Source organism: Pseudomonas sp. H1_D04, from assembly GCF_054683855.1.
Genome location: NZ_CP162826.1, coordinates 1842636 through 1865589, shown reverse-complemented (window position 1 = coordinate 1865589; position 22954 = coordinate 1842636). Strand labels below are relative to the sequence as shown.

The 22954-nt window shown below is 54.2% G+C and carries 16 protein-coding genes, 1 tRNA gene and 1 pseudogene; 5 read left to right on the top strand and 13 right to left on the bottom strand.

What is annotated here, in order from left to right:
• The first annotated feature begins 43 nt into the window (after positions 1–43).
• The 4 genes and pseudogenes from AB4N82_RS08455 to AB4N82_RS08440 all read left to right on the top strand — a co-directional run bounded on the left by AB4N82_RS08455 (position 44) and on the right by AB4N82_RS08440 (position 2577).
• A complete protein-coding gene (locus AB4N82_RS08455; RefSeq protein WP_163034893.1) occupies positions 44–334 on the top strand; it encodes a phosphotransferase in 291 nt (96 codons plus the stop codon).
• Positions 288–898 (top strand): annotated as a pseudogene (locus AB4N82_RS08450) (aminotransferase class III-fold pyridoxal phosphate-dependent enzyme); the annotation flags it as partial. The gene AB4N82_RS08455 and the pseudogene AB4N82_RS08450, both read left to right, overlap by 47 nt.
• A 122-nt stretch (positions 899–1020) precedes the next feature.
• On the top strand, positions 1021–2127 hold the full coding sequence (aguA, locus tag AB4N82_RS08445; RefSeq protein WP_032884980.1) for an agmatine deiminase: 1107 nt from the start codon (positions 1021–1023) through the stop codon (positions 2125–2127).
• Positions 2128–2361: 234 nt separating this feature from the next.
• Positions 2362–2577 carry a hypothetical protein gene (locus AB4N82_RS08440; protein WP_032884982.1) on the top strand — a complete coding sequence of 72 codons (216 nt, stop codon included), beginning with the start codon at positions 2362–2364 and terminating at the stop codon, positions 2575–2577.
• Between the two features lie 90 nt (positions 2578–2667).
• Here AB4N82_RS08440 and AB4N82_RS08435 read toward each other — a convergent pair whose 3' ends face one another.
• Positions 2668–4737 carry a TonB-dependent siderophore receptor gene (locus AB4N82_RS08435; protein ID WP_122764508.1) on the bottom strand — a complete coding sequence of 690 codons (2070 nt, stop codon included), beginning with the start codon at positions 4735–4737 and terminating at the stop codon, positions 2668–2670.
• A 410-nt stretch (positions 4738–5147) separates the two neighbouring features.
• Here AB4N82_RS08435 and AB4N82_RS08430 point away from each other — a divergent pair, with 410 nt between their 5' ends.
• The gene (locus tag AB4N82_RS08430) at positions 5148–6440 is read left to right on the top strand and encodes an OprD family porin (protein ID WP_032884986.1); all 1293 of its coding nucleotides are present in this window, start codon (positions 5148–5150) and stop codon (positions 6438–6440) included.
• A gap of 73 nt (positions 6441–6513) precedes the next feature.
• On the opposite strand, the gene AB4N82_RS08425 is transcribed toward AB4N82_RS08430, so the two are convergent.
• From AB4N82_RS08425 to AB4N82_RS08370, 12 genes are all read right to left on the bottom strand, one after another.
• Positions 6514–8643 (bottom strand): M48 family metallopeptidase, encoded by a 2130-nt coding sequence (locus tag AB4N82_RS08425; protein WP_122764509.1) that lies wholly within the window; start codon positions 8641–8643, stop codon positions 6514–6516.
• Positions 8644–9212: 569 nt separating this feature from the next.
• Positions 9213–9776, bottom strand: a complete 564-nt coding sequence (locus tag AB4N82_RS08420; RefSeq protein WP_460104798.1) for an LOG family protein — start codon at positions 9774–9776, stop codon at positions 9213–9215.
• Positions 9776–11158 carry a dCTP deaminase domain-containing protein gene (locus AB4N82_RS08415; protein WP_460104796.1) on the bottom strand — a complete coding sequence of 461 codons (1383 nt, stop codon included), beginning with the start codon at positions 11156–11158 and terminating at the stop codon, positions 9776–9778. Before AB4N82_RS08415 ends, AB4N82_RS08420 begins: the two co-directional genes overlap by 1 nt.
• A gap of 11 nt (positions 11159–11169) precedes the next feature.
• Complete coding sequence (locus AB4N82_RS08410; protein WP_339100713.1) at positions 11170–12450, bottom strand: DNA methyltransferase; 1281 nt, start codon at positions 12448–12450, stop codon at positions 11170–11172.
• Positions 12447–13736, bottom strand: coding sequence for an HD domain-containing protein (locus tag AB4N82_RS08405; RefSeq protein WP_460104794.1), 1290 nt, complete (start codon positions 13734–13736; stop codon positions 12447–12449). The genes AB4N82_RS08410 and AB4N82_RS08405 overlap by 4 nt, the downstream gene beginning before the upstream one ends.
• Positions 13726–14955 (bottom strand): FAD-dependent monooxygenase, encoded by a 1230-nt coding sequence (locus AB4N82_RS08400; RefSeq protein ID WP_460104792.1) that lies wholly within the window; start codon positions 14953–14955, stop codon positions 13726–13728. Before AB4N82_RS08400 ends, AB4N82_RS08405 begins: the two co-directional genes overlap by 11 nt.
• A 582-nt stretch (positions 14956–15537) precedes the next feature.
• Complete coding sequence (locus tag AB4N82_RS08395) at positions 15538–15813, bottom strand: hypothetical protein (protein WP_339100710.1); 276 nt, start codon at positions 15811–15813, stop codon at positions 15538–15540.
• On the bottom strand, positions 15810–16787 hold the full coding sequence (locus AB4N82_RS08390) for an integrase domain-containing protein (RefSeq protein ID WP_460104791.1): 978 nt from the start codon (positions 16785–16787) through the stop codon (positions 15810–15812). The genes AB4N82_RS08395 and AB4N82_RS08390 overlap by 4 nt, the downstream gene beginning before the upstream one ends.
• A 911-nt stretch (positions 16788–17698) precedes the next feature.
• Positions 17699–19021: a tyrosine-type recombinase/integrase gene (locus AB4N82_RS08385; RefSeq protein ID WP_460104790.1), complete on the bottom strand. Its 1323-nt coding sequence runs from the start codon at positions 19019–19021 to the stop codon at positions 17699–17701.
• 172 nt (positions 19022–19193) lie between these two features.
• Positions 19194–19269, bottom strand: a tRNA-Thr gene (locus tag AB4N82_RS08380).
• A gap of 121 nt (positions 19270–19390) precedes the next feature.
• Positions 19391–20767, bottom strand: coding sequence for an HlyD family type I secretion periplasmic adaptor subunit (locus AB4N82_RS08375; RefSeq protein ID WP_032884988.1), 1377 nt, complete (start codon positions 20765–20767; stop codon positions 19391–19393).
• Positions 20757–22910, bottom strand: coding sequence for a type I secretion system permease/ATPase (locus tag AB4N82_RS08370; protein ID WP_032884989.1), 2154 nt, complete (start codon positions 22908–22910; stop codon positions 20757–20759). The genes AB4N82_RS08375 and AB4N82_RS08370 overlap by 11 nt, the downstream gene beginning before the upstream one ends.
• Between the last annotated feature and the right edge of the window lie 44 nt (positions 22911–22954).

The window sequence follows — 22954 nt, the reverse complement described above, 5'->3', positions numbered from 1 at the left end:
ATGGAGCATAGCTTGTGTTGTGGCGCTGGTCAGGACCGTGTGCATGTGGGGGTTGCGCAAGCCCCCTGAACAATGGCGATATACACGTCTAAAAAACGGCCTTTCTGGCACGTTGCAGTCATTGGGCAGCCAGCAAGACCTCAATTACAAAGTCGACAGCTCCCGCGGCCGGTTTGTTCTGAAAATCTGCCGGGGCGACTACGCCGCTGTGGAGTTGCAGGCCCAGCTCGCAGCCCTCAACACACTGCAGGGCGTGCGCGTACCCAAGGTCATCAAGGCGCTGAGCGGTGTACGGGTTGGTTCGCGCTCAGGGCGGCGTCTGCATCGCCGATGAAGTGCAGGTGGGCTATGGCCGCATGGGGCATTTTTTCTGGGGCTTTGAAGAGCAGGGCGTGGTACCTGACATCATCACCATGGCCAAGGGCATGGGCAACGGCCAGCCGTTGGGTGCAGTGATTACCCGGCGGGAAATCGCCGAGGCACTGGAGGCTGGAGGGTATTTCTTCTCGTCGTCGGGGGCAGCCCGGTGAGTTGCCGCATCGGCATGGCAGTATTGGACGTGATGGAGGAAGAAAAACTGTGGGAAAACGCCAAAGTTGTCGGAGGGCATTTCAAGACGCGGTTGGAAGCACTGATTGATCGCCATCCCTTGGTAGGCGCTGTTCACGGTTACGGTTTTTATCTTGGCCTGGAGTTGGTTCGCGATCGACAAACCCTGGAACCGGCGACCGAAGAGACCACGTTGCTATGTGACCGCCTGCGCGCGTTGGGGATTTTCATGCAACCTACTGGTGACTACCTGAACATCCTCAAGATCAAGCCGCCGATGGTTACGTCTAAACGCAGCGTGGATTTTTTTGTCGACATGTTGTCGAAGGTACTCGATGAGCAACTGTAATTAATCGATTGTTATCGGCTATTACCTGTCATATTTATCGATCATGCTTTTTGATCGCTTTTAAAGCCGATTTTTATCCGTTATAAAGTCGGCCTTTTCCCCCATTCGGAGTCCTGATCGCCATGACCACCCTGCACAGCACCCCCCGCGCCGATGGCTTCCATATGCCCGCCGAATGGGCACCACAGACGCAAACCTGGATGGTCTGGCCCGAGCGCCCGGACAACTGGCGTCTGGGGGGTAAACCGGCGCAGGCGGCTCATGTGGCAGTGGCCAAGGCCATCGCGCGTTTTGAGCCGGTGACCGTGGCGGTTTCTGCCGGCCAGTACGAAAACGCCCGCGCTCGTTTGGACGTGCCGAATATTCGTGTGGTGGAAATGTCCAGCGATGACGCCTGGGTACGCGACACTGGCCCGACGTTCGTGATCAACAACAGCGGCGAAGTGCGCGGCGTGAACTGGGATTTCAACGCCTGGGGTGGTTTTGATGGCGGCCTCTACTCGCCGTGGAATCGCGACTCGCAGGTGGGCGGCAAGATCCTCGAAATCGAGCGAGCACCGCGTTATCGCACCGAAGGTTTTGTGCTGGAAGGCGGTTCGATCCATGTCGATGGCGAAGGCACCCTGATCACTACTGAAGAATGCCTGCTCAACCGCAATCGCAACCCGCACCTTGACCGTGCCGAGATCGAAGCGGTGCTCAGCGCCAACTTGGCTGTGGATAAGATCATCTGGCTGCCAGACGGTCTGTTCAACGACGAAACCGACGGCCATGTGGATAACTTCTGCTGCTACGTGCGCCCAGGTGAAGTGTTGTTGGCGTGGACCGACGATGCGCAAGACCCGAACTACGCCCGCTGCCACGCGGCGATGGACGTGCTGCAAAGCAGCACCGACGCTCAGGGCCGCCCATTCACAGTGCACAAAATGCCGATCCCAGGGCCGTTGTATGCCACTGAAGAAGAATGCGCAGGTGTTGACCCGGTGGACGGCACCCAGGAACGTAATCCGACCGTGCGGTTAGCCGGTTCCTACGTCAACTTCCTGATCGTCAACGGCGGCATCATCGCGCCAAGCTTCGACGACCCGCTGGACAACGAAGCCAAGGCCATCCTGCAGAACCTGTTCCCGCAACACGAAGTGGTGATGGTGCCGGGCCGTGAACTGTTACTGGGTGGCGGTAATATCCACTGTCTGACCCAGCAGCAGCCCGCCCCGCACAAAAACTGAGTGCAGTTGTAACAGCGCCTTTCCGGCGGCCGGGTGCTACTCGGTTTCAGCGTCTGCAGCAAGCCCGCGGCCCAGTAAGGCCGCGGGCTTTTTTGTGCCCATAAGCCCGCAAGCACGCGACATTGGCATAGCTCTTGTATCGGTGTTGCCTCAGTGGCCCAAGGTGATAACTGCACAGTTCTGTCATAAACCTTGAGTAAGTTAGCCGCTCAAGCAGTAGGAGAGAGCGCTGAAATGAACGCCGATATCAACCCGATCTACACGCGCACCTTCCACCCTTTACGGGTTAACAACGATACGATCCATGCGCTGGGGCACTGGTTGAAGGAACACGGCGCGCGGCAGGTCCGGCGGCAATCGGATCTGCGCAGCGTGATGAGTGAACGCTACCCGGTAGGGTTGTTCAGTGATGATGAAGTGCACGCGTTGTGTGACCTGCTCAAAAACTGAACAACACGGCCATCAAAGGTTTGAGCGAGCCTGCTGCGGCGAGGGGGCTCGCCTGCGTTGTGCGGCGAAGCAGCCCCTCCCACACTTAAATTAAAAGCTGTAAGTCCCCGTCACCACTAGGTTACGCGGCTCCCCCGGCTGAATCTGCGCCACACTGGTTGCTGATTCGTAGTAAGTCTTGTCGGTAATGTTGTTCAGCGCCGCCCGCACGTCCCATTCTTTATGGCGGAACCCGACCAGCGCATCCCAACTGCCATAACCCGGTAGGACCACGGTGTTGAGACTGTCGGCATAACGGTCGCCCACCAGCGTCAGGCCGGTTTCTGCGTACCAGCCCATTTCCGGTTTCCAGGTGATAAACAGGCTGGCATTGCGCTTGGCGACGTCACTGACGCGCTTGCCTTCAAAGCCATTGTTGTCCTTCTCGACCTTGGCATCCTGCACGCCGACACCGCCGCGTACATACCAATTGCCGACGATCTTGCCGGTGGCCGTCAGCTCCACGCCACGCGAACGCTGAAGGCCGCTGAGCAGAATGATGGTGCGGTCAAGCGGGTCGTTGGTGCGGCGGTTGTAGAGTTCCAGTTCGTACACCGCCAGAGTGGTGCTCAGGCGGTCGTCGAGCCAGTCACTCTTCACGCCGATTTCTTTCTGCTTGGTCAGCTCGGGGCTCAGGTCGTTGACGCTGCCGGCGGCGTTCGGGGTGATGCCGATCAAACCGCCCCCTGCCGGTGAGAACGTCTTGCTCCACGAGGCATAGAACGAGTGGTGTTCCAGAGGCGTCCACACCAGGCCGAAACGTGGGCTGGCCTTGCGGCTGTCGACCCCCTCCTGAACATTGAGCAGCTTGTTTTTGGTGCTCACTTCAAACACGTCGTAACGCACGCCGGCCAGCACTTGCCATTGATCATTCAGGCGCAGTTGGTCCTGGACGTAAATGGCGCGGCTTTCGACTTCGGTGTGGTTGTTGCTCGACACGCTCATCCGCCCGGTATGGCTCAAATGACGATTCGGCTGGTTGAGGTCAATGGCCGGCACGGTCAGGCCACCACTGTATAGCTTTGGATCGCGACGTTGGCTGCCCAGCTCAAGGCCAGTGAGCAGGCGGTGTTCCAGGCCATAGGTACTGAAACTGCCTTCGAGCTCGACGTTGTTGAAAATGTTGAGGGTGGTCAGGTCCTGTTGCCAGCGTTGGCGTGTCACGCGGTTGTTCGCAGGGTTGTAGCCGGTTTGGTAGGTATTGTCGAAATCGCTGTCGAGCTTGAACACGCCCAGCGTCTGGCGCAGTTGCCAGTTGTCGTTGAGCTCGTAGGTGAGCTTGGAGCGCAGGGATTGGGTTTTGTCGTCGATGTAATCGCGGCTGTCGCCGTAGGTGGTGCTGCGGCTCACATCCGCTGGGCGCCCGTTGACGCCGGGCACGCCGCGATCAGGCGTGCGGTTGTAGCGGCTGTATTCGTATTGCACCAGCCAGTTCAGGTCAGGCGTGAGTTGCCAGCTCATGGACGGTGCAAACAGTTGGCGGCTGCCGCTGACGTCGTCGCGAAAGCTGTTGTTGTCCTGGTTACCCATGTTCAGGCGCAGGCTGATGTTATCGGTGGGGTCAGTGCTCAGGTCGGCATACAGGCTGCGCAAATCGTTGCTGCCGCCTTGCGCCTCGATGCTCGATTTGTGCCCGGCCGTTGGCAACTTGCTCACGCGGTTGACGATCCCTCCCTGACCGCCTCGCCCGTAAAGGACTGCTGCCGGGCCTTTGAGCACTTCGATGCGCTCGATGTTATGCAGGTCGCGCACGTACTGGCTGTCGTCGCGAATGCCGTCCAGGTAGAAGTCATTGCTCGCGTCAAAACCACGGATGCGCACACTGTCGAAACGTGTATCGGCGCCGCTGCTCACGTTGGGGATGCCGCTCAACGCCTGGCCCAGGTCGTTGGTGCCGTAGGACCGCAGGTTCTCAGTCTTCACCGAATCAATTGCCTGAGGCACATAACGCACGGGAGTGGCGGTGCGTGTGGCGGTGCTGGTTTCCTTGATGCGCGGGTCATCTTCGTCAGCTTCTGCGCTGATCGAGGTCTCGGGCAAGGTGGTGGCCGCACAGGCAAAACCGGCAGACAGCAGAAAAGAAAGCCCAAGAGTCATGGGTGTCAGGCGAGGGGCAGGCATTGGGAAAAGTATCCAAAATGTTTGGGAGGAGAAAACGCGCTAATGGTAATGCTTTGCATTTGCGCACGTTATCTATTACCAAACGTATCCACTTTGATATGTGTTACTGGATGTGTTTTTTTCTTGTATGCGACAAGATTTTTGTCGTTTTCAGACAGGCTATAGGCCTTTGCTTAGAATTATTTCGCCTAAATACAGACGATTCGCGAAATTGACACATAGTTCAACCCGCGACTAGGATTGCGCCCAACGCCTGTGGCTAACCGCCATGACTCATCTAATAAAAAAAGGCCCGCGGCATGTTCAGTCGTCCGCGGGCCTTCTTTTTTCCGGAAAAGTCGACACCAGAAAAGCGACATGGAGCCTGGTGTCACAGTGCGTACTCAACCAGAAATAAGGAATACAAGAAAATGTTGAAGCAACGGATGAGTCTGATCGCTCTGGGGATTTTGAGCGCATCGGCAGCAATGGCAAACGACCAGGAGCAATCCAAGGGTTTCGTTGAAGACAGCCACCTGAACATCGCAGCACGTAACGCTTACATCAGCCGTGACTACAAAAACGGCAAGCAAGACAAAGCCGAATGGGGCCAGGGCTTCATCGGCAAGTTTGAGTCCGGCTTCACCCAAGGCACCGTTGGTGTGGGTGTGGACGTGATCGGTCAGTACGCTATCCGTCTGGACGGTGGTAAAGGCCGCAGCGGCGCGGGCGGTATTAACTTCTTCAAGCAAGGTGACAGCGGCGCAGCAGCCGACGACCTGGCCAAGGGCGGCGCCGCGGTGAAATTCCGCGTATCGAACACCGTGCTCAAGTACGGGGATCAAATGCCGGCCGTTCCTGTGCTGCAGTACGACAACTCTCGTCTGTTGTCGGAAACCTACACCGGTACCTCGATCGTTTCCAAAGAGATCGAAGGTCTGCAACTGGACGCAGGTCGTTTCACCAAGGAAGCCCAAAAAGGTGCTGAAGGCACCGACAGCGGTAACCTGAAGAACATCAGCTACCTGGGCGGCAGCTACAAGTTCACCGAAAGCCTGTCGGCTGCGCTGTACGCTTCCGACATGCAAGACGTGCTGAAGAAGCAATACGTCAACGTCAACTACGTGCTGGCCCTGCCAGAGAAACAGTCGCTGACCTTTGATTTCAACGGCTACAAAACCAAGCTGGACAGGAGCTTCGCCGAGCAACGCGGTAATGGCGACGCGCGCGACAACAAAATCTGGAGCCTGGGCGCTACATGGGCTGTTGGTGCGCACAGCTTCACCTTGGCCCATCAGCGCAGTACTGGCGATACCGGTTACCTGTATGGCGGCTACCGTGACAATACCGTGGACACCGGCATCGGCGACGGCGGCAACACCATCCTGCTGGCCAACTCCTACTGGTCCGACTTCAACGGCAAGGACGAGCGCTCCTGGCAAGCCGGCTACGGTCTGGACTTCAGCACCTTCGGCGTGCCTGGCCTGACCTACAACGTGGCCTACGTTCGCGGTACCAACATTGACGACGGCAGTGGCCGTGGCAATGGCACCGAGCGCGAGATCTTCAACCAGTTCAAATACGTCGTTCAGAGCGGCCCAGCCAAAGACTTGAGCCTGCGTGCTCGTGCCTCGTGGTTGCGCGTTTCCAGCAATGCCGACAAGTACAACGTAGGCGGTAACGAAATCCGTCTGTTCGCCGACTACCCGATCAACGTTTTCTAACTGATCCCACGTCGCGCCTGATTCCAGGCGATAAAAAACCCCGACTGGTTCGGGGTTTTTTTATGTGCGCGTATCAGTCCTGGCGGCTCTGCAAAATCGTGCGCGCCAACGCGGCATTCTTGTAGTCGAGCATCAAGGACAACCCTTCATAGGGCTCTATCTTTTTATTGTCGATACAGAGCTGTGCCATCAGCAGCAGCACTTGGCGTTTCTTTTTATTAATTCGCACACCGGGAACGCCGAACGCTGTCTTGCGCGTTGCAGGTAATGGCGCCTCGGGCGTCAATTGAAGCGTTATCCAAATGCCCTGGACGAATTGCAGCGAAATCTCTTCGATATGTTCGATGGGCAGCGGCTGCGCCAGGTTATTGAACTCAAAATGTTCCGGCGTCAGGCGCAATGCGGTCTGCGGCGCACGAATGAATCGGCGGATGCCCAGCCACAGCAGGGCCAGCCCAATAACACCCAGGCAAGCGCCCGCGCCGACTGCCGACAGCGGCGTGCCTTTCAAACGCTCCGGGGCGAGCCAGACCCGGCTCAAGATAAACAGTGCAGCCAACACAAAGGGCAGGCCCGACAGCGCCATCAGTACCCCGCGCCACTGTCCTCCTTCATGCAATCTACGATCACCTTCGGTCGAAGCGGCCAGGGTTTCCAGCAGATGGGTATGCGCGGTGTTCTCTGACTCGGCCACTTCCATCACGTCGCCAGACAGCTGCGCGCGTAGGGCCTGTGGTGCGCTGAAGCAGGCATCTATCTGAGCATTCGCCGCGTCGCTATCCACCGCGCGGGTTGCGCTGCGCAGGGCATCGTCCAGCGAAACGTTCAGCGCCTGCAGGCGTTCGCCGTTGGAGGGATGGGAGTCGGTTGGGTGCGGTTGATGAATCGCCAAGGCTTCGGGCGGCAGTTGCAATTGGCACTCACGCAAGGTCGCGAGCACGGCGTCGGGCAGATCTGTCGCCGAGGCAGCGTCACACAATGCCAACAGTGAGTCCTCTATGTGCGGTTGCAACACCGACACCCGCAACAGCGCCGACGCCGCAGCTGTACTGCCAACCAGTCGCGCACCGGCCGCATCCGCCAGCAATTCGCGCTCACGGCTCCAGTGGTTAACCGCGTCATCAAAGCGCTGCATGAAAAACACACCGAACATGAACGACGGCCGCATCAGCCATCCCTGGATAACATCGCTGGCCAGCATCGTGTTCAACAGCGCTTCCAGGCTGCGATTAACCCCGTCGTAGATCGGCAAAAAACGCAGGCTGTATTCCGTGTCTTTCCCAGCAAAGTGCGCCAGCTCATGGCCGATCACCGCGCCGACTTCCTCGCGACTCAACAGGCCCAGGTACAACAGCGGCACATGCAGGGTTCGCCCCTGCAGCGAAGTGTTCGCCGGTTGCACAGTGGCCTTGCTGGACGTCACGTAAAAGCCCTGAGCCAGGCTCACCACAATATGGTCCGGCGGCAGCGCGCCGAGTTTGCCCGCCACTTCGTTCACATGGCGCCACAGCCCCGGCGCCTGCTCGGGCGTCACCACCTGCCCGAACATCTCCAGCGGTTCAGGCGTGAACATCCCCAGCATGTGGCGCAACTGTTTAAGCAACTGCCAGATCGAGTACAAGCAAAACGCCGCAATCACCCCCAGCACCGCCATCAGCTTGACCTCACCACTTCCCAGCCGGCCGATATGCCACATCGCCAAGCCTTCGTAGCTCAACGCCAAGGCGACGGTCGCCGCCATTGCCACCACATGGCTCACCAGCACGTAGGGCAACCATCGGCTGCCGATGGAGAACACCTGCAACAATGTTTCCCGCGATTGCTGCGCACGTCGTCCCGCCCAGTGCGTAGCAAGCAACGCGGTTACACCAATCAAAGCGGCGACCAGTCCCAGGCCCATCACCCAGAGCGCGATGACGCGCCGTGCATGATTGACGCGTTGAGCAGTGGGCAATTCAGCTTCGTTTCTTTCCAGTCGAGCGATGGCTTCCTGAACGCTGATCAGCCCCTCTGGCGCATCGGCGGTGGGCACAGGTTGCATGGCCGCCACCTCTTGCAACTGTTGTTTATAAGTAACGAGGTGGCGCTGGTAATCAATCGACGCCGCAGTAGCGGACTCCGCCCGCTCGCGCTCCCAGCCACCCAGGGCCGTCAGCAGCAACGGGAAAATCACCAGTAGGAAGATCAACTTCAAAGCGTTCATAGAGGTCCGTTCACAACGCGAGGGAATTGGTTATACCGAAAAAGCGGAAACGACGGGATAGGGGCATTTTGATCTATTGCCCGCCGATGGCAGGTTCAGGCTGATCAGGGTGGAACTCCAGAAACAACAAAGCCCCTGCATTTCTACAGGGGCTTTGTCTTATATGGCGCGGCCGTCGTCGTCTAAAAGCTAGGTGCGGCGGTGGACTTGGCTGAACGGCAAGCCGGATCGGAGAGCGGGGCAGTGGTGTGCGCTATAAGAGCACTCCCTCTTTATCTAACTACCTCACCCCTAAAACCGCTGGTATCCATAAGATTTTGGCGGAGTCCACGGAACGCCAAAACAAAAAAACCCGCCAGAAGGCGGGTTTTTCGGGGGTTCCAGAGATTTTGAAAGCCTTCTCTGGAACCTTGTATGGTGCGGCACCAGGAGTCGAATTTTCGCTTATGTTATTAATTTTTTTATATTTTTTTGTTGGTTCTCTAAGGGGTACCCTTAAAATTACCCTATTTAGCATGATACGACTATCCAACCCCAACTTTAAGATATTTAGAAGGCCGGTATAATAGCTAAAGTCTCGAAAAAGACTGTTCATCTTTAAATTGTAAAGTTAGATCGTGAACTTGTTTAATAGAAGCGACAGATATGATTGTATCTAAGAATTGTGTTTTAAGAAAACCCGAGGAGACCAGGTTTTCAAATAATGAAAGCAATGGCTTATAGAAGTCTGAAATGTCTACTAAAACTATTGGTTTATTGTGCTCCCCTATTTTTTGTGCGGAAATGTAGCTAAGTATCTCATCAATAGTGCCAATGCCGCCTGGAAGCGCAAGTATTAGATCGGACTTAGCAAGAATGGTCTCCTTTCGGTTGGCAGTATTGGCAGAAATAGTTATGTTGACGATGCGCTCATCTATACTTTCTAGTTCTTGTTTCAGGATGACTGCTTGTATATTCTCCGGATCTGCATAATTTTCTATGAACGTACCTATTAAGCCAGTTTTTCCGCCGCAGCATATTATTTCGCAATCTAGTGAGCTTAGCGCAGCTGCCAGATCAATTGAGGCTGATTGATATTCAGAAGTCTGGCCAATTGAGCTGCCGCCAAGGATAGCTATTGAAAATTTGGCCATCAACGAATCTTCAACGTTGGCTTAGGGGAAGGGATCGATCTCTGATAGCTAGAAATATCTGACTTCAGACTTTCCAAGGCTTCGTCAAGCTCGGTGCGCTTTTTATTGAAGCTGTTAACATCTTTGTCAAGTTGCAGTCGTTGGTTCTCGATTTTTTTTGCAGATTCAGCCGCGCTTTCTACGCTCTTAGTAATTTCTTTAATATCCTCGCCTACTTTTTTCTGTGACTCACTAAGTGAGGTAAGTTGCCAAATAGCGATTCCAGCAAATATTGCGACTATTGCCCAAAATGCGGCAAGGTTGATGTTGAACGTGGACTTAATTTCAGAGTGCTTACTGTTTATATATTCTAATATTTGACCCCCTGGCTTTTGTGAGTCGTTTCCGTCTAAAAACTCTGTAAAGTCACGCTTACCTTGGTATTGAGCCATGTAGCCGTCGGCACTATTGCTGGATAACGTTTGGAACTGTATTGTCGCGAAATGCTGTCCGCGATTTAGCCCGACAGGGGAACCGCTGGCATTATATAGCATACAAAAAAGTCCGCCCTGATATCCAGGGTCAACTTGTGGGCCATTAGATAAAACAACTCCGGAAAAAAATAATTTCACCCTGAGATCGAAGGTGCCACATATAAAGCGCGGGAACACTGCAGTTTCAGTCGCCTGAACCAGAACAAATGAGTATGGAGGTATATGAGCGGTTGGATTTTCCAAAGTTAGAGTATGATATTTACCCTGACACCAGTATTTGTCAGCCAAAACCAAATCATAACTGGCAGTTTGAATTCTTTTCGAATCAGCTTCTTGAAGAAGTGAATCCGCTTTTATTAATGTGGATATGGTTTTTTTACCTAAGACGCCCCCTCGACCTCCTAAGAGGTTAGCAATCTCAAATACAGCTTCGAATATTGTTTCTTCATTGCCTCTGATAACTATATCGCAATTCTGTACAACAATTTTATCAGCGTCAAAAGTTGCCTGGGTAGCTTTTCTGCTTCCCACATTGTTAACTCGTTGGTGTTGAGCTGCGAGGTCAGAAATCGTGTCAAGACCAACAGTCACGATCTCAAAATTCCGGCTAGTAGCAGATGCAGCTAAACTGCCGATATGAGCAGGATGGAAAACAGTAATCCCAACTTGATCAATTTCTTCAAGTTGAGATTTTCTCATGCCATATTTGGAACTTCCTACGTCAATGGTCCAAGCATAGTGCGTATCGACCCATTGGTCTACATAGTCGTATTCGGTGTCACCTACGTAGCGAGGCGCTCTAGTAGTACTAGGCTGAAGAACACGATATGAGGTCTCAGAAGCAATCCGATTTAGAGCCGTAGATTTTCCTGAGCCCTGTAAGCCAACCAATATAACTAATGTACGCATCCATTTATACCTTAACTATAATTTCCAAATATGTGGATGGTTTCTCGTTTGATTGAAGTCCACGACTGTCGCGCTCGAACCTGTCTTATAGACCGATCTACTTCAATTACTTTTTCCCATCGATTTTTAATTAGGCAATCGGTCATTGCCTGTGTTCCGATGTCTCTGCCTGCGTCTTTGTGCGGTAGAACAAATACTGCATGTCCTGAATGTTCTATATAGCTTAGTTGGGTATTAAGCGCTGCAGAAATTTGGTTAGCCCAGTCAACATGTGAGGTTGATAGGAAGCGCTTTCTACGGGCGCCGATTTCCTTTTGGCACATGCTAGCTACTGTCGAATCGGCAAATCCAAACATGTAGAGTGACAGCCTTTGAGCTAATGTGTAGTCAATTGCTCCAGCGTAAGGCGGACTGGTCACAAGTAAAACACCAGTTTGGTTCGGTATATCAGTTGGAGGGGTTGCATCGCCCCAGTTGTGCAATGAGACGGTAAGTCTGATATCGTTCGATTGCTTTTCACTGAGTGTGTCAACTTCCGTATTTCGCAGCATCGTTTCAAATCGCGTTAGCCATCGACCGGCCGTACCAAAAACATCCTTTTGTACACGTTGTTTAGGCTTAACGTTATCTGCAATATGGCCCCAGCTTTTATTTTGAGAAGAGCAGGCACGCAGAATAGACGACGTCATGGCTTTTATGATGAGTCCAACAAAATCGCTGCCTAGGTTCCAGTTATCAAGATTGTTGAGTATTAACACTCGTCTTAGCGTGTCCTCCTCGAACCAATCAGAAAGTAGATCCGTACAGCTATCATTTGTATAGACTTTTATGAATTTTTCTGGAGAGGGAGATATCAGTCCATTCATGATATTGTCAATATCAAATGTAAGGGATGCTGTTCCGTCAAGTAAAGGCTGAGTATCCAAATCTCCCGCGAGTTGCTTTAATTTTTGCCTTATTTGATTAAAGATCAAGGCCACCAATCGCGGATCTATCGTTTTTAGTAGTACCATTCCCCCAGCAACATACGCCGCTAAACAGCCGATTGGATTGGCTTCTAACATCCATGCCTTGCGGGCCTGACGGACTGCCTCTAATCCTGTGGTACCAACGCCACCATAAGGGTCGATAACTAAGTCATCAACTTTTGATAAGGCTTGGATAAGTGTCGCTGGTAAGTCGGATGGATACGTACCAGGGTACCAATGGATGCTCTTAGTTATTCCTGGTAAATGTTCCGAGAAATCCCAGTCTACAACTTCAAGTTGTCGCTTTATTTTCTCAGTAATCATAATAGTGAGGTTTGGCTCATTGGCGCTGTACCCATAGGATCATCGAGTTCAATTAAGTTTTCTAATCCTTCGCTTTGGAAAATATCCAAAGAGGTCTTTATTATATCCCGGTGCTCGGCTTCCGAAAGTAGTGATTGTGAAAATAATCCAATTAAAAGTTGTCTGCTGTCTTGGCCAACAACCATTTCTTTTGATTCTTCGGTTGAAATAAATGTGACACTACGTTCGGTCTTTCCTTTATCTAAAATTAAGTGAAGTAAAATTTTAGATGTTTTGGACTTTCCGGATGTCAATATTTTTTTCTCGATTCTGCTTTTGGCCTCTGTTGTCGACAGCTCTTGGTATTTACTAATACTCGTGGAGGATAACATTGTTATAGGGTGATACAACTCGCCTCGGCGTAGTCGGAGAACCAGTTCTTTTATTTCCTGTGGCGCACCAATCGATTGGCTTTGAATAAAATCTAAAAACTCTAGGTCTGTTTTTATCCAAGAGTCGGCGCCAATTATTTTATATCTGGCGGCAAGCTCTATTGCTTTAGTTAGCATAGCTTTCGCAGAAAACTCTGCCCAGTCGAGTAGCAACAAGCGATAAAGATTTGTTCTAATGACTTGCCACCGTTCGATGAGGGAGGCGGAGGCGCTTGGAAGGGCTAGTCTTCCATCTTGAATACAGATATTTTTCAAAAGCTCTAAGGGTAATTTCTTTTCGCTCTGATCGACTATCCCGACGTGAAAAGCAAGTCTCACAACATTGTCTATATTGTCTAAATCCATTGTCCCAGCTATCAACGGACCATATAATCCATCGCCGTGAATAATGCTGGTCACGTTTTCCCACCGACTGCCTAGAAAACGGGATGCAGAAAATGTCTTACCAGCAAAGGCTGCACCTGCTAGCATCTGTTGATGATATGTAGATCTCCATCCATGTTTAATATCATCGTGCAGAAATTCTTCTTCTCCCAAGTTATCCTCTAACACGTATTGCATGGAGTGGCCAAAGGGTCCAGTTTGCATGTCGTGGAGAGCCGCAGCTGCTACCAGGTCGCGCGCTTCGCTTTCAGGTAGCTTTTGAAGCTTTGCCCACTCTTTCGCCAGATGCATCACTCCGATAATATGCTCAAATCTAGATATCTCGGAAGCGCCGGTCACCAGCATGGAATTTATATTGCACATGCGTACGTAACGTAGTCGCTGGATTTCAGGGAGCAACAACAGACTATTTTCAAACTCAGAAAAATCGATGCGCCCATAAAGGGGATCCCAAGATCGCCTAACGTACATCTCCATACTCCTCTGCCGCAAACCACCCCGAGATTGCAGCTTGAAGTAGTCCCCGAGCATGTCCAGAACTATCGCCCAGTGCGTACAGTCCTGGTTCTGTTGTTTTATGAGACTCTGGGAGCGCAAATGTGCTCCAATGCCAATCTAAAAGCGGCAAATGGATTTTATGGTCCATGCGCGTATCCCAAAGTTTGCATGAGTCTAGCATTCGACCGAACTGCTCTAACTCATTAACTATTTCGTCCCCGAATAGATTACGCATTATAGATGGGATTGTGAATTCCTGCTCGGATTTTCTTACAATGTCACTTTCTAGTAATAATTCTTTATGTGATAAGTATGCTGTATTTCTGAAGTTTTGAAGAATTAAATCTTTGTCGCTTGTTCGGCAAAGTATTCCGACATTGGCCGTATTGATCGTGTCATCGGCAACGACCCCGCCAGGTATGCTGCCGCTTAAATAGTCATATCTGTAGATCGTTCCTGGGGAGTTCAAGCAAAACGTCCTACAGTTTCCATTAAGTATTTTCGCGTCAGGTCCATAGCTTCGCAGCCCCGATACCCCATCCTTAGACAAAAACTCAACTCTAACCCCGATATCCAGTCCCTTTCCCGTAGTTGGTAATGCGCCAGCGGCCGCAATTATATTATTGGATAGGCGACCTGCGGCATAGAATACGGTACTACATGTAATGGTTTTCTCTATTTCTTGTCCGTTGTCGATGCGTACTGACCACCCTTCTTTCGATTTTACAATATGAGTTGCTTCTCCGGCTATAATTCTGGTGCTGGAGCGAACTTTGTGGTCTAGTTTATCTAAGAGTATGTCAATTTCCGTAGGGCTGAGAACTATAGAGCTATACTTTCGCAGGGTTGCGTTAGAAGATAGTTCAACAAAATTATCACTAGATAGGGCAGTGTTTTTTTGTTCAAGTGATAATATCTTTAATATTTTTTCAATTGCTTCGGACAGCCGAATCTCTGACCCCGCCACATGTACTAACCCCATGCCTGCCGGGGGTAATGAGAATTTAGCACCTGAAAATCTTGCAAACCCCCCAAGTCGAGATTTTGCGTCCGGGAGTGGGTTATCGATCAATATATGTGGAATTCCCTGATTAGATAAATTTATCGCAGAAAATATTCCTGCTAGGCCCCCTCCAATAATTACCACTTCAGTATCGGTTATAGTATTGGAAGCATAATTTTCATTATCCATGTGTCTGACACCCTCCCTGCTCATGCATATTAGATATTGATGTGATGATAACCCGTAGCCAAGCACACCTCTGTGCAAGAGTGGGTTGTACCTACCTAGCCCACCTAATCTACCGCATTCAGGTGCCTACCATATAATCCCGAGTCTTGGGTTGTGAACGAAGGATTGTGGATTGCGGGTACGGACTTGGCAGTATTTATAGTGGTGCGTCCATGTTGTCGACCCCCGCTTTCCTTGTTGGAGCCACACTGTAGTGACCGGTCTGGAGGGAGCATCGATGCTGAATATTGCTGAATTGCCCGATGCAGTATTCCAATGGAAGCTCCATTGTTGAAGGCTTGATTTGAACACATTGGCTGGGTAGCGCCCGCTAAGCTACAGATCCTGCAAGGCACTCTCCACGTCCGTCCAGAGCTCAACAGTGGTGTCGTCGGCCCATTCCTCGCCCATAGAGGGGCAAAGGTACGCGCTTCGCCAAAATGGCATGATCCTAGTGCGCAAAACAGGGAGGCAGACCACGATAATCCGGTAGGCCCATCGTATTAATTCTCATGTTTCGTACCAAAACAAGCTTTGCTATGCCTAGTGGCTGAATTTCCAGGATTTTCCTAATCGTTTTGTGAGCAGTTGCACCGTCAGTAAAAAGTAATAGCGTGTCGATTCCGCATACCTATTCACGTGGTGATTTAAGAACCACTCGAAATGCTTTTGCTTCCACGTCCATGGATTGTCTCGATGCCAGCGGTCGGCAATTGCAATCTGGATGGCCTTGGCCTGCCGAATGTGGCGCAATCGTGTGGTATGCGATCCGCTCAGGACGCTCGCTAGGAATAGCTCCATATCGAATGCTTTACTCATGTCCGGCCACCGATGTACGCCGATACCACGTCGATTCGACCGTGTCCCAGCTCATAGCTGATTTTTAATCGTGCCTCTCGATCAAGGTGTGGATCGAGCCGTCTGCACCCGCCACTGTTGGTGGGCGCTAGGTGATGGGTGATCTGTTCATAGCGCTCGCACGCGTAGGCCGCGCGCAATTCGTGGAACCCTTTGAGGTAGTGCTTATGGAGGATGTCCCGCGCGAGGCGAACGATCCGCTGTTGGAAACTTAGGTAGCTTTCATCCGGTGCCAGCAGGTTGCGGCTACCATCGGGCGAGACCTGATGGGCGAATGCCAGGGCATCGCGGATGTAATCGTTCACTGTGATCCAGCGAGGTGCCGACGCGCCTGAGCGGCCACCCTTGGTGCCGTCTTGGATGTTGATCTTGCCGTATTGTTCGGCCTCACGATTAAGGCGCGGAAGGTCGGCCAAGATCGCCTCGCGCAAGCGCATGCCAGTGGCGCGCGCCAAGAGGGCGATGGCGGCAGCACGTGGATGCTGTTCACGAAGCGCTTCGACGATGCGCATAACTTGCTCATGAGCTTGGCCTTGGGGAGCGGTTGTGCGAACGGTGGTCCGTTGCATTCCCAGCGCGTCACTCGGGCTCGGCACTTTTACATACTGATCACCACGAAGCGCGGCCATGGTCTGGTTCACGCTGGACAACCGGTTTTGCGCGGTGGCGGTGCCTATAACGCCTTGTTCGACTTGCTTACGCAGATGTCCTGCGTAGTCCAGCAAGGTCTGCCGATCAATCTGGCGCGCGTCGTTAAACCCGGGTCCATCCTCCGACCGACACCAGCGCACAAACGCCTGCCACCGATCACTGTGTGCTTTGACCGTGCCGTAATGCCCGCCGCCAAACATGTCCCGCAACGCCTGTGCCCCGGCATAACTCAATTGCCGGCCATAGCCAAAATTTCGCCCGTTTCGTCTACCTACCAATGCCATGATCAAACTCCTCTCGAAGCCAAAACCTTTGAAACTTTCCCCACGTCATCCCGCCAAGAATGTTGAGTGTTATCAGGGATCAAGGCCCCTGCGACCTGTGAGGTTTGTCCACTGACGCGGGACTGGCGGCTCTTTACGACCGAGAGCTTGGGCATCTCATGATCTGGCCTCCTGAACACCGATAGCGGTGGGCGGGTGGAGGCTGCACTGGCTGACGAGACCGGTGCCGCGAGATCCTGAGTCAGGTGAAAGCAGCGAGGCGATGACCGGGGCATACCTGACTGTCAGTCAGGGGCAGTCCATTCCGTGGGCTGCGGCATCATCATCGGCATCTCTGTGGCGAGTGAGCATTCGGTGTTTGTCATGCCGATTGTCACGAGGGGGAAAGCCGCCAAGCCCGATGCGAGCAGGGCTGCAGCAGTTTGAAAGGCGCCCGTCTCTTTCCGGAAGAAAGAGACGGGCGCAGGTTGGCGCAATGAAATGGCCAAGCGGATAGGTTGCTGCAGGGCAGCTATAAAGGGGTATGAGTTGCCGCAGTGGGCACTCTGGTAGAAGTAGGCATCCATCACATCGCTGTGACCGTGCGAGCCACCGGACGCTAATCGCACTTTGGGAGAACCACCACCGTGTGGCGTAGCCTTAAAGGTTCTGGCTACCTGGGTTGCTGTCGACGACAGCGTTTTGCCCGATCTTTTCTACGCCTGTGGATAATTCGGGTCAAGACACCAATTTTCGGGAGTTCTGCGGCTGTGGATGAAATTATCCACCGGTGGAAATCTGTGGTTTTCCACAGACAGTTGCGTGGGCTTTAGTTTTTTTAAGTGAGGTCCATCCAAGCAGGGCGGCTTTGCGGCCCTGTTTAGATGGACCCGCGTGGACAAGCGGATCACTGAGATATGAAGACCGAGCGCTTACTCGGTTGCGCCACGTTTTGCTTTTAGGCGAGTGACGTTCGCTCCGGTCTGGTTCGCGAACTCGTGTGGAGTGATATGTTCCTGCCGGTTGGCCTCTAGGTACCGGCTCCACCAGTTCATGATCAGCCTGCGCTCCTCGATGAACTCGGCCTTGTGGATGTAAGCGGCGCGGACGTTGTTGCGCTCCTTGTGGCTCATCTGCCGTTCAATGGCTGTCTCCGACCACAATCCTGACTCGATCAGTGCGCTGCAGGCCATCGAACGAAATCCATGCCCGCAGATATCGGTTTTGGTGTCGTATCCCATCGTCCGAAGCGCGTTGTTCACGGTATTTTCGGACATGGGTTTCCAGGGCTTGGCATCGCCTGCAAACACCAGGTCGAATTTACCGGTGAGTGCGTGGATCTGTTCAAGCAAGGCCACAGCTTGCGGCGATAAGGGTACAAGGTGGATGTCCCCGGCCATCTTCGTACCCCTTGTGGAAAAGGGTACTCCCTCCAGCGCTGGCCGAGTGTCTGGGATTTCCCAGGTGCCGCGCTTGAGGTCGAACTCGCTCCAGCGTGCGAAACGCAGCTCGCTGGATCGTACAAACACATGCAGCGATAGCATGACCGTCAGCCGTGTAACTGTCCGGCCTTTGTAAGTGTCGATCCGTTCCTGTAGTTCAGGCAGTCGCGATAAGGGTAGAGCGGGGCGATGTACCACCCGCGGGGCTTTGATCAAGCCTTCGAGGTCGTAAGCAGGGTTGGCGGTGATAAGCCGGAGGCGTTTTGCCTCGCGCATGATGCTCTGCAGGTAGTTTTGTACCCTTAAAGCTACGTCTATCGTTCCGCGCTTCTTGATCGCTTCCAAGGGCTGCATGAGGTCATGGGTGTCGAGGTCGACAATAGCGCTGGCGCCGATCAGCGGGAACACGTGGGTTTTGAGGCGGCTCATCACAGTCTTGGAATGGCCTGGTGCCCACTTGGCCGACATTTCCGTATGCCAGTCGAGCGCAACGCTTTCAAAGGTTCTGCCTTTGATTACGGCTTCCGCCTTGGCTTGGTGCTTGGTCTCTATAGGATCAACGCCATCCGCCAGCATTCGCTTAACTTCCAAGCGCTTGCGGCGCGCATCGGCGAGGCCAATGACGGGGTAGTTGCCGAACGAGGTCAGTCCTTCGCGTCCGTCAGGTTTGACGTAACGGAGCCGCCAGCCTTTGCGGCCATTGGGTTGGACTAGGAGGTAGAGGCCATCGCCGTCGAAAAGCTTGTAGGCGCGGTCTGTAGGTTTTGCCAAGCGGCAAGCTGCGTCGGAGAGCGGAGCTGTGGTGCGCGACATAAGGGTACTCCCTTTTATCGAAGTGACCTGTATCCCAAACTCTACCCTTAAAACGGTTGGAATCCACCAGTTTCTGACGGAAACCGATGGAACGCCAAAACGAAAAAACCCGCCAGAAGGCGGGTTTTTCGGGGGTTCCAGAGATTTTGAAAGCTTTCTATGGAACCTTGGATGGTGCCGGCACCAGGAGTCGAACCCGGGACCTACTGATTACAAGTCAGTTGCTCTACCAACTGAGCTATACCGGCGTGTTAGGGCGACGATTATAGCGACTGAAAAGGTTCTGTAAACCCCTGAAATCTGACTATTTTTGCGAAAACCCAAGTTTTCGCAAATCTCCCCACATTTCTGCGCGTCACCCGCCAAGAATCAACGCTCGTGCATCGCCTCTGCACGGGATTTGATGATCGGTTTGAGCAGGTAGCTCAGGATGCTCTTCTTGCCGGTGATGATGTCCACCGACGCCACCATGCCGGGGATGATCAGCAAGGGCTTCTCATCGGTGCCCAGGTGGCTGCGGTCGGTGCGCAGTTTGATGATGTAGAAGGTGTTTTTCTTCTCTTCATCCATCACGGTGTCGGCACCGATGGTTTCGAGTTTGCCTTTGAGGCCGCCGTAGATGGTGTAGTCGTAGGCGGTGAATTTGATCATGGCTTCCTGGCCGGGGTGCAGGAAGGCGATGTCTTGTGGGCGGATTTTCGCTTCGACCAGGAGGGTGTCGTCCAGTGGGACGACTTCGGCCATGTCGCTGCCGGGCTGGATCACGCCGCCGACGGTGTTGACCAGCATCTGCTTGACGATACCGCGCACGGGCGAGGTGACCATGGTGCGGCTGACGCGGTCTTCCAGGCCTTTGGACGTTGCCTGAGCCTTGCTCAGGTTGGTGCGGGCTTCGTTCAGCTGGGCCAGGGCTTCGCTGCGGAATTTGCCGCGTGTTTCGTCGACCTTGCGCTGCACTTCGTTGATCGCCGCCTGGGCGCGGGGGATGGCCAGGGTGGTGCCGTCGAGCATGCCGCGGGTTTCAACTTCCGAGCGTTTGAGGCGCAGCACTTCTACCGGGGAGATTGCGCCTTGCTGTACCAGTGGCTCGGACATGCCGATCTCCTGGCGCAGCAGGTTCAGGCTGTTGCGGTATTGCTCCTGCTTGGAGCTGAATTCGCGCAGCTCTTGCTGGCGTTGCAGCAGTTGCTGTTGCAGCCCGCCAATCTCATCGGCCAGTTGCTGGCGGCGGCTAAGGTACAGCGACTCTTCGTTCGAGGCCTGGTTAGGCACGGCTTTGCGTGCGGCATCGGTGATGTTCAGCGGGCGGTTATCGACTTCCGCGCTGAGACGCTCCACGCGCAGTTCCATGGCCACGCGGTCGGCTTCGGTTTCGCCGACGTTGGAGGCAAATCGGGTGTCATCCAAGCGAATCAGCGGCGCGCCGGCTTCGACGATCTGGCCTTCGTGCACGTAAATCTGGGCAACGATGCCGCCCTCCAGGTTCTGGATCTTCTGGATGCGCGACGAGGGGATCGCCTTGCCTTCGCCCTTGGTCACTTCGTCGATGATCGCGAAGTGTGCCCACAGCAGCAGGAACACGAAGAAGCCGATCACGGCCCAGATGGTCAGGCGCACGATGCGTGGTGCGTCGTCGATCAGCGCCTTTTCGACTTCGGGCAGTGGCTGATCATCGAGCGAGTCGCTGCCCTTGAAGTAGCGGAAGATGACGTCTTTCCAACGGCCTGGGCCGGACTTAAGCAACACTGATCTGCCCCTTTTTCAGCGCTTCCATAACGGCCGCTTTTGGACCGTCTGCGAGGATCTGGCCACGGTCGATCACCAGCAGGCGATCTACCAGGCTCAACAGCGAAGCACGGTGGGTGACGAGAATCACCGTCTTGTTTTCGATCACCGACTGCAAGCGCTGTTTGAGGCGCTCTTCACCGGTGTTGTCCATAGCGCTGGTGGGTTCGTCCAGCAGCAGAATCGGCGGGTTCAGCAGCAGCGCACGGGCCAGGGCAACGTTCTGGCGTTGACCGCCGGAGAGGTTCTGCCCGCGCTCGCCCACTTGCAGCTCGTAACCTTGTGGGTGCAGCCTGGCGAACTCATGCACGCCGGCGAGTTCTGCGGCTTGCAGCACCATCTCATCGTCCACGTAGCGCGCACCCGAGACCAGGTTGTCACGCAAGGTGCCGGCCAGCAGTTGGATGTCCTGGGCGACGTAGCCGATGTTGTGGCGCAATTCGCTGACGTCGATCTGGCGGATGTCTACGCCGTCCACCAGCAACGAGCCGGAGTCCGGCTGATACAGGCCGACCAGTAGCTTGGCCAGCGAGCTTTTGCCCGAGCCGCTGCGGCCGATGATGCCGATTTTCTCGCCGGGACGAACATTCAGGTTGATCCCGCGCAGAGCCAGGGTTTGCTGGTTCGGGTAGGTAAAGTCGACTTCGCGGAACGTCATCGCGCCTTGCAGGGTTTTGCGGCTAAGCGGGCGTTCGTCGAAGTTGCGTTCCTGCGGCAGCTCCATCATCTGGTCCACCGAGACCATCGTCACCTTGGCTTGCTGGTAGCGCGTCAGCAGGCCCGACAGCTGGGCCAACGGGCCAAGCGCACGGCCGCTGAGCATGTAGCACGCCACCAGGCCGCCCATGCTGAGGGTGCCATCGATGATTTGGTACACGCCGAAGATAATCATCGCCACGCCCGCCACTTGCTGGATCAGCAAAGTGATGTTCATCGCCAGGCCGGACAGCACTTTGACTCGCAGCTCCAGGCGGCTGAGGGTGCCAATGGTTTGTTCCCACTGGTACTGACGTTCGCTTTCGGCGTTGTTGACCTTTACCGCGTCCAGCCCGGCGAGCGTCTCAATCAGGCTCGATTGACGCTCGGCACCCAGGGCCATGGTGCGCTCAAGTGTTGCCGTGAGCGGTTTTTGCAGGAAGTGGCCGATGCCCAGGGCGAGTGGGAAGGCGACGATGGGAATCCACACCAAGTGGCCCCCCAGCAGCGCGATCACGCCGAGGATGATCAGGGTAAAGGGCAAATCGATCAGGCTGGCAAGGGTCAGGGAGGTGAGGAAGTCGCGCATCCCCTGAAACTCGTGGATGTTGGAGGCGTAGCTGCCGACGCGCGCTGGGCGCATTTTCATCGACATACCCACGATGCGCTCGAACAGCGTCGCGGAAATGATCAGGTCGGTTTTCTTGCCCGCCAGGTCCAGGCACAGACTGCGCATGCTCTTGAGCAGCAGGTCGAACAGGTAGGCGCCACAAATACCGATGGCCAGCACCCACAGGGTGGCGGTGGCCTGGTTCGGCACCACGCGGTCGTACACGTTCATGACAAACAACGGCGCAGCCAGGGCGATCAGGTTGATCACCAGGCTTGCGGCGATAGCGTCGGCGTACAGCCAGCGGGAGCGTTTGAGGGTGTCTTTGAACCACGAACGTGCGCGGGGGATCAGCGTGCCGCTGGTGACGTCAAATTTATGCTGCGGTTGGGCGAAGAAAACCCGACCGCTGTAATCCTGAGTCAGCGCCTCACGGGTGACCTGGACTTCGCCGCCGTCGCTTTCGCTGAGCAGCAGGCGGGCGGTATCACCCTCCCATCCCAACAGCACCGCACTGCGTCCTTCCTTTAATAGCAACAAGGCCGGCAATGCGATGGACGGGATTTGCTCCAGCTTGCGCTGCAGCAAACGCCCCTGCAAACCCGCCCGGGCTGCTGCGCGCGGCAGCAAATCCGGGCTCAGGCGCTGCCCCGCCAAGGGCAGGCCGGTGGTCAGCATGGCCCGGCTGGCAGGCTTGTAATGCAGCGAACAGAGAGCCAACAACCCATCTAGCAATGGGTCGTCATGCTGAGCGCGCGGGTCATGGTGAAGTGGCGCCAAACCTATTTCGGAATCCAAGCTGACTCTCTCTTAAACGGTTCTGTGGTCCAACGCCGTCAAGA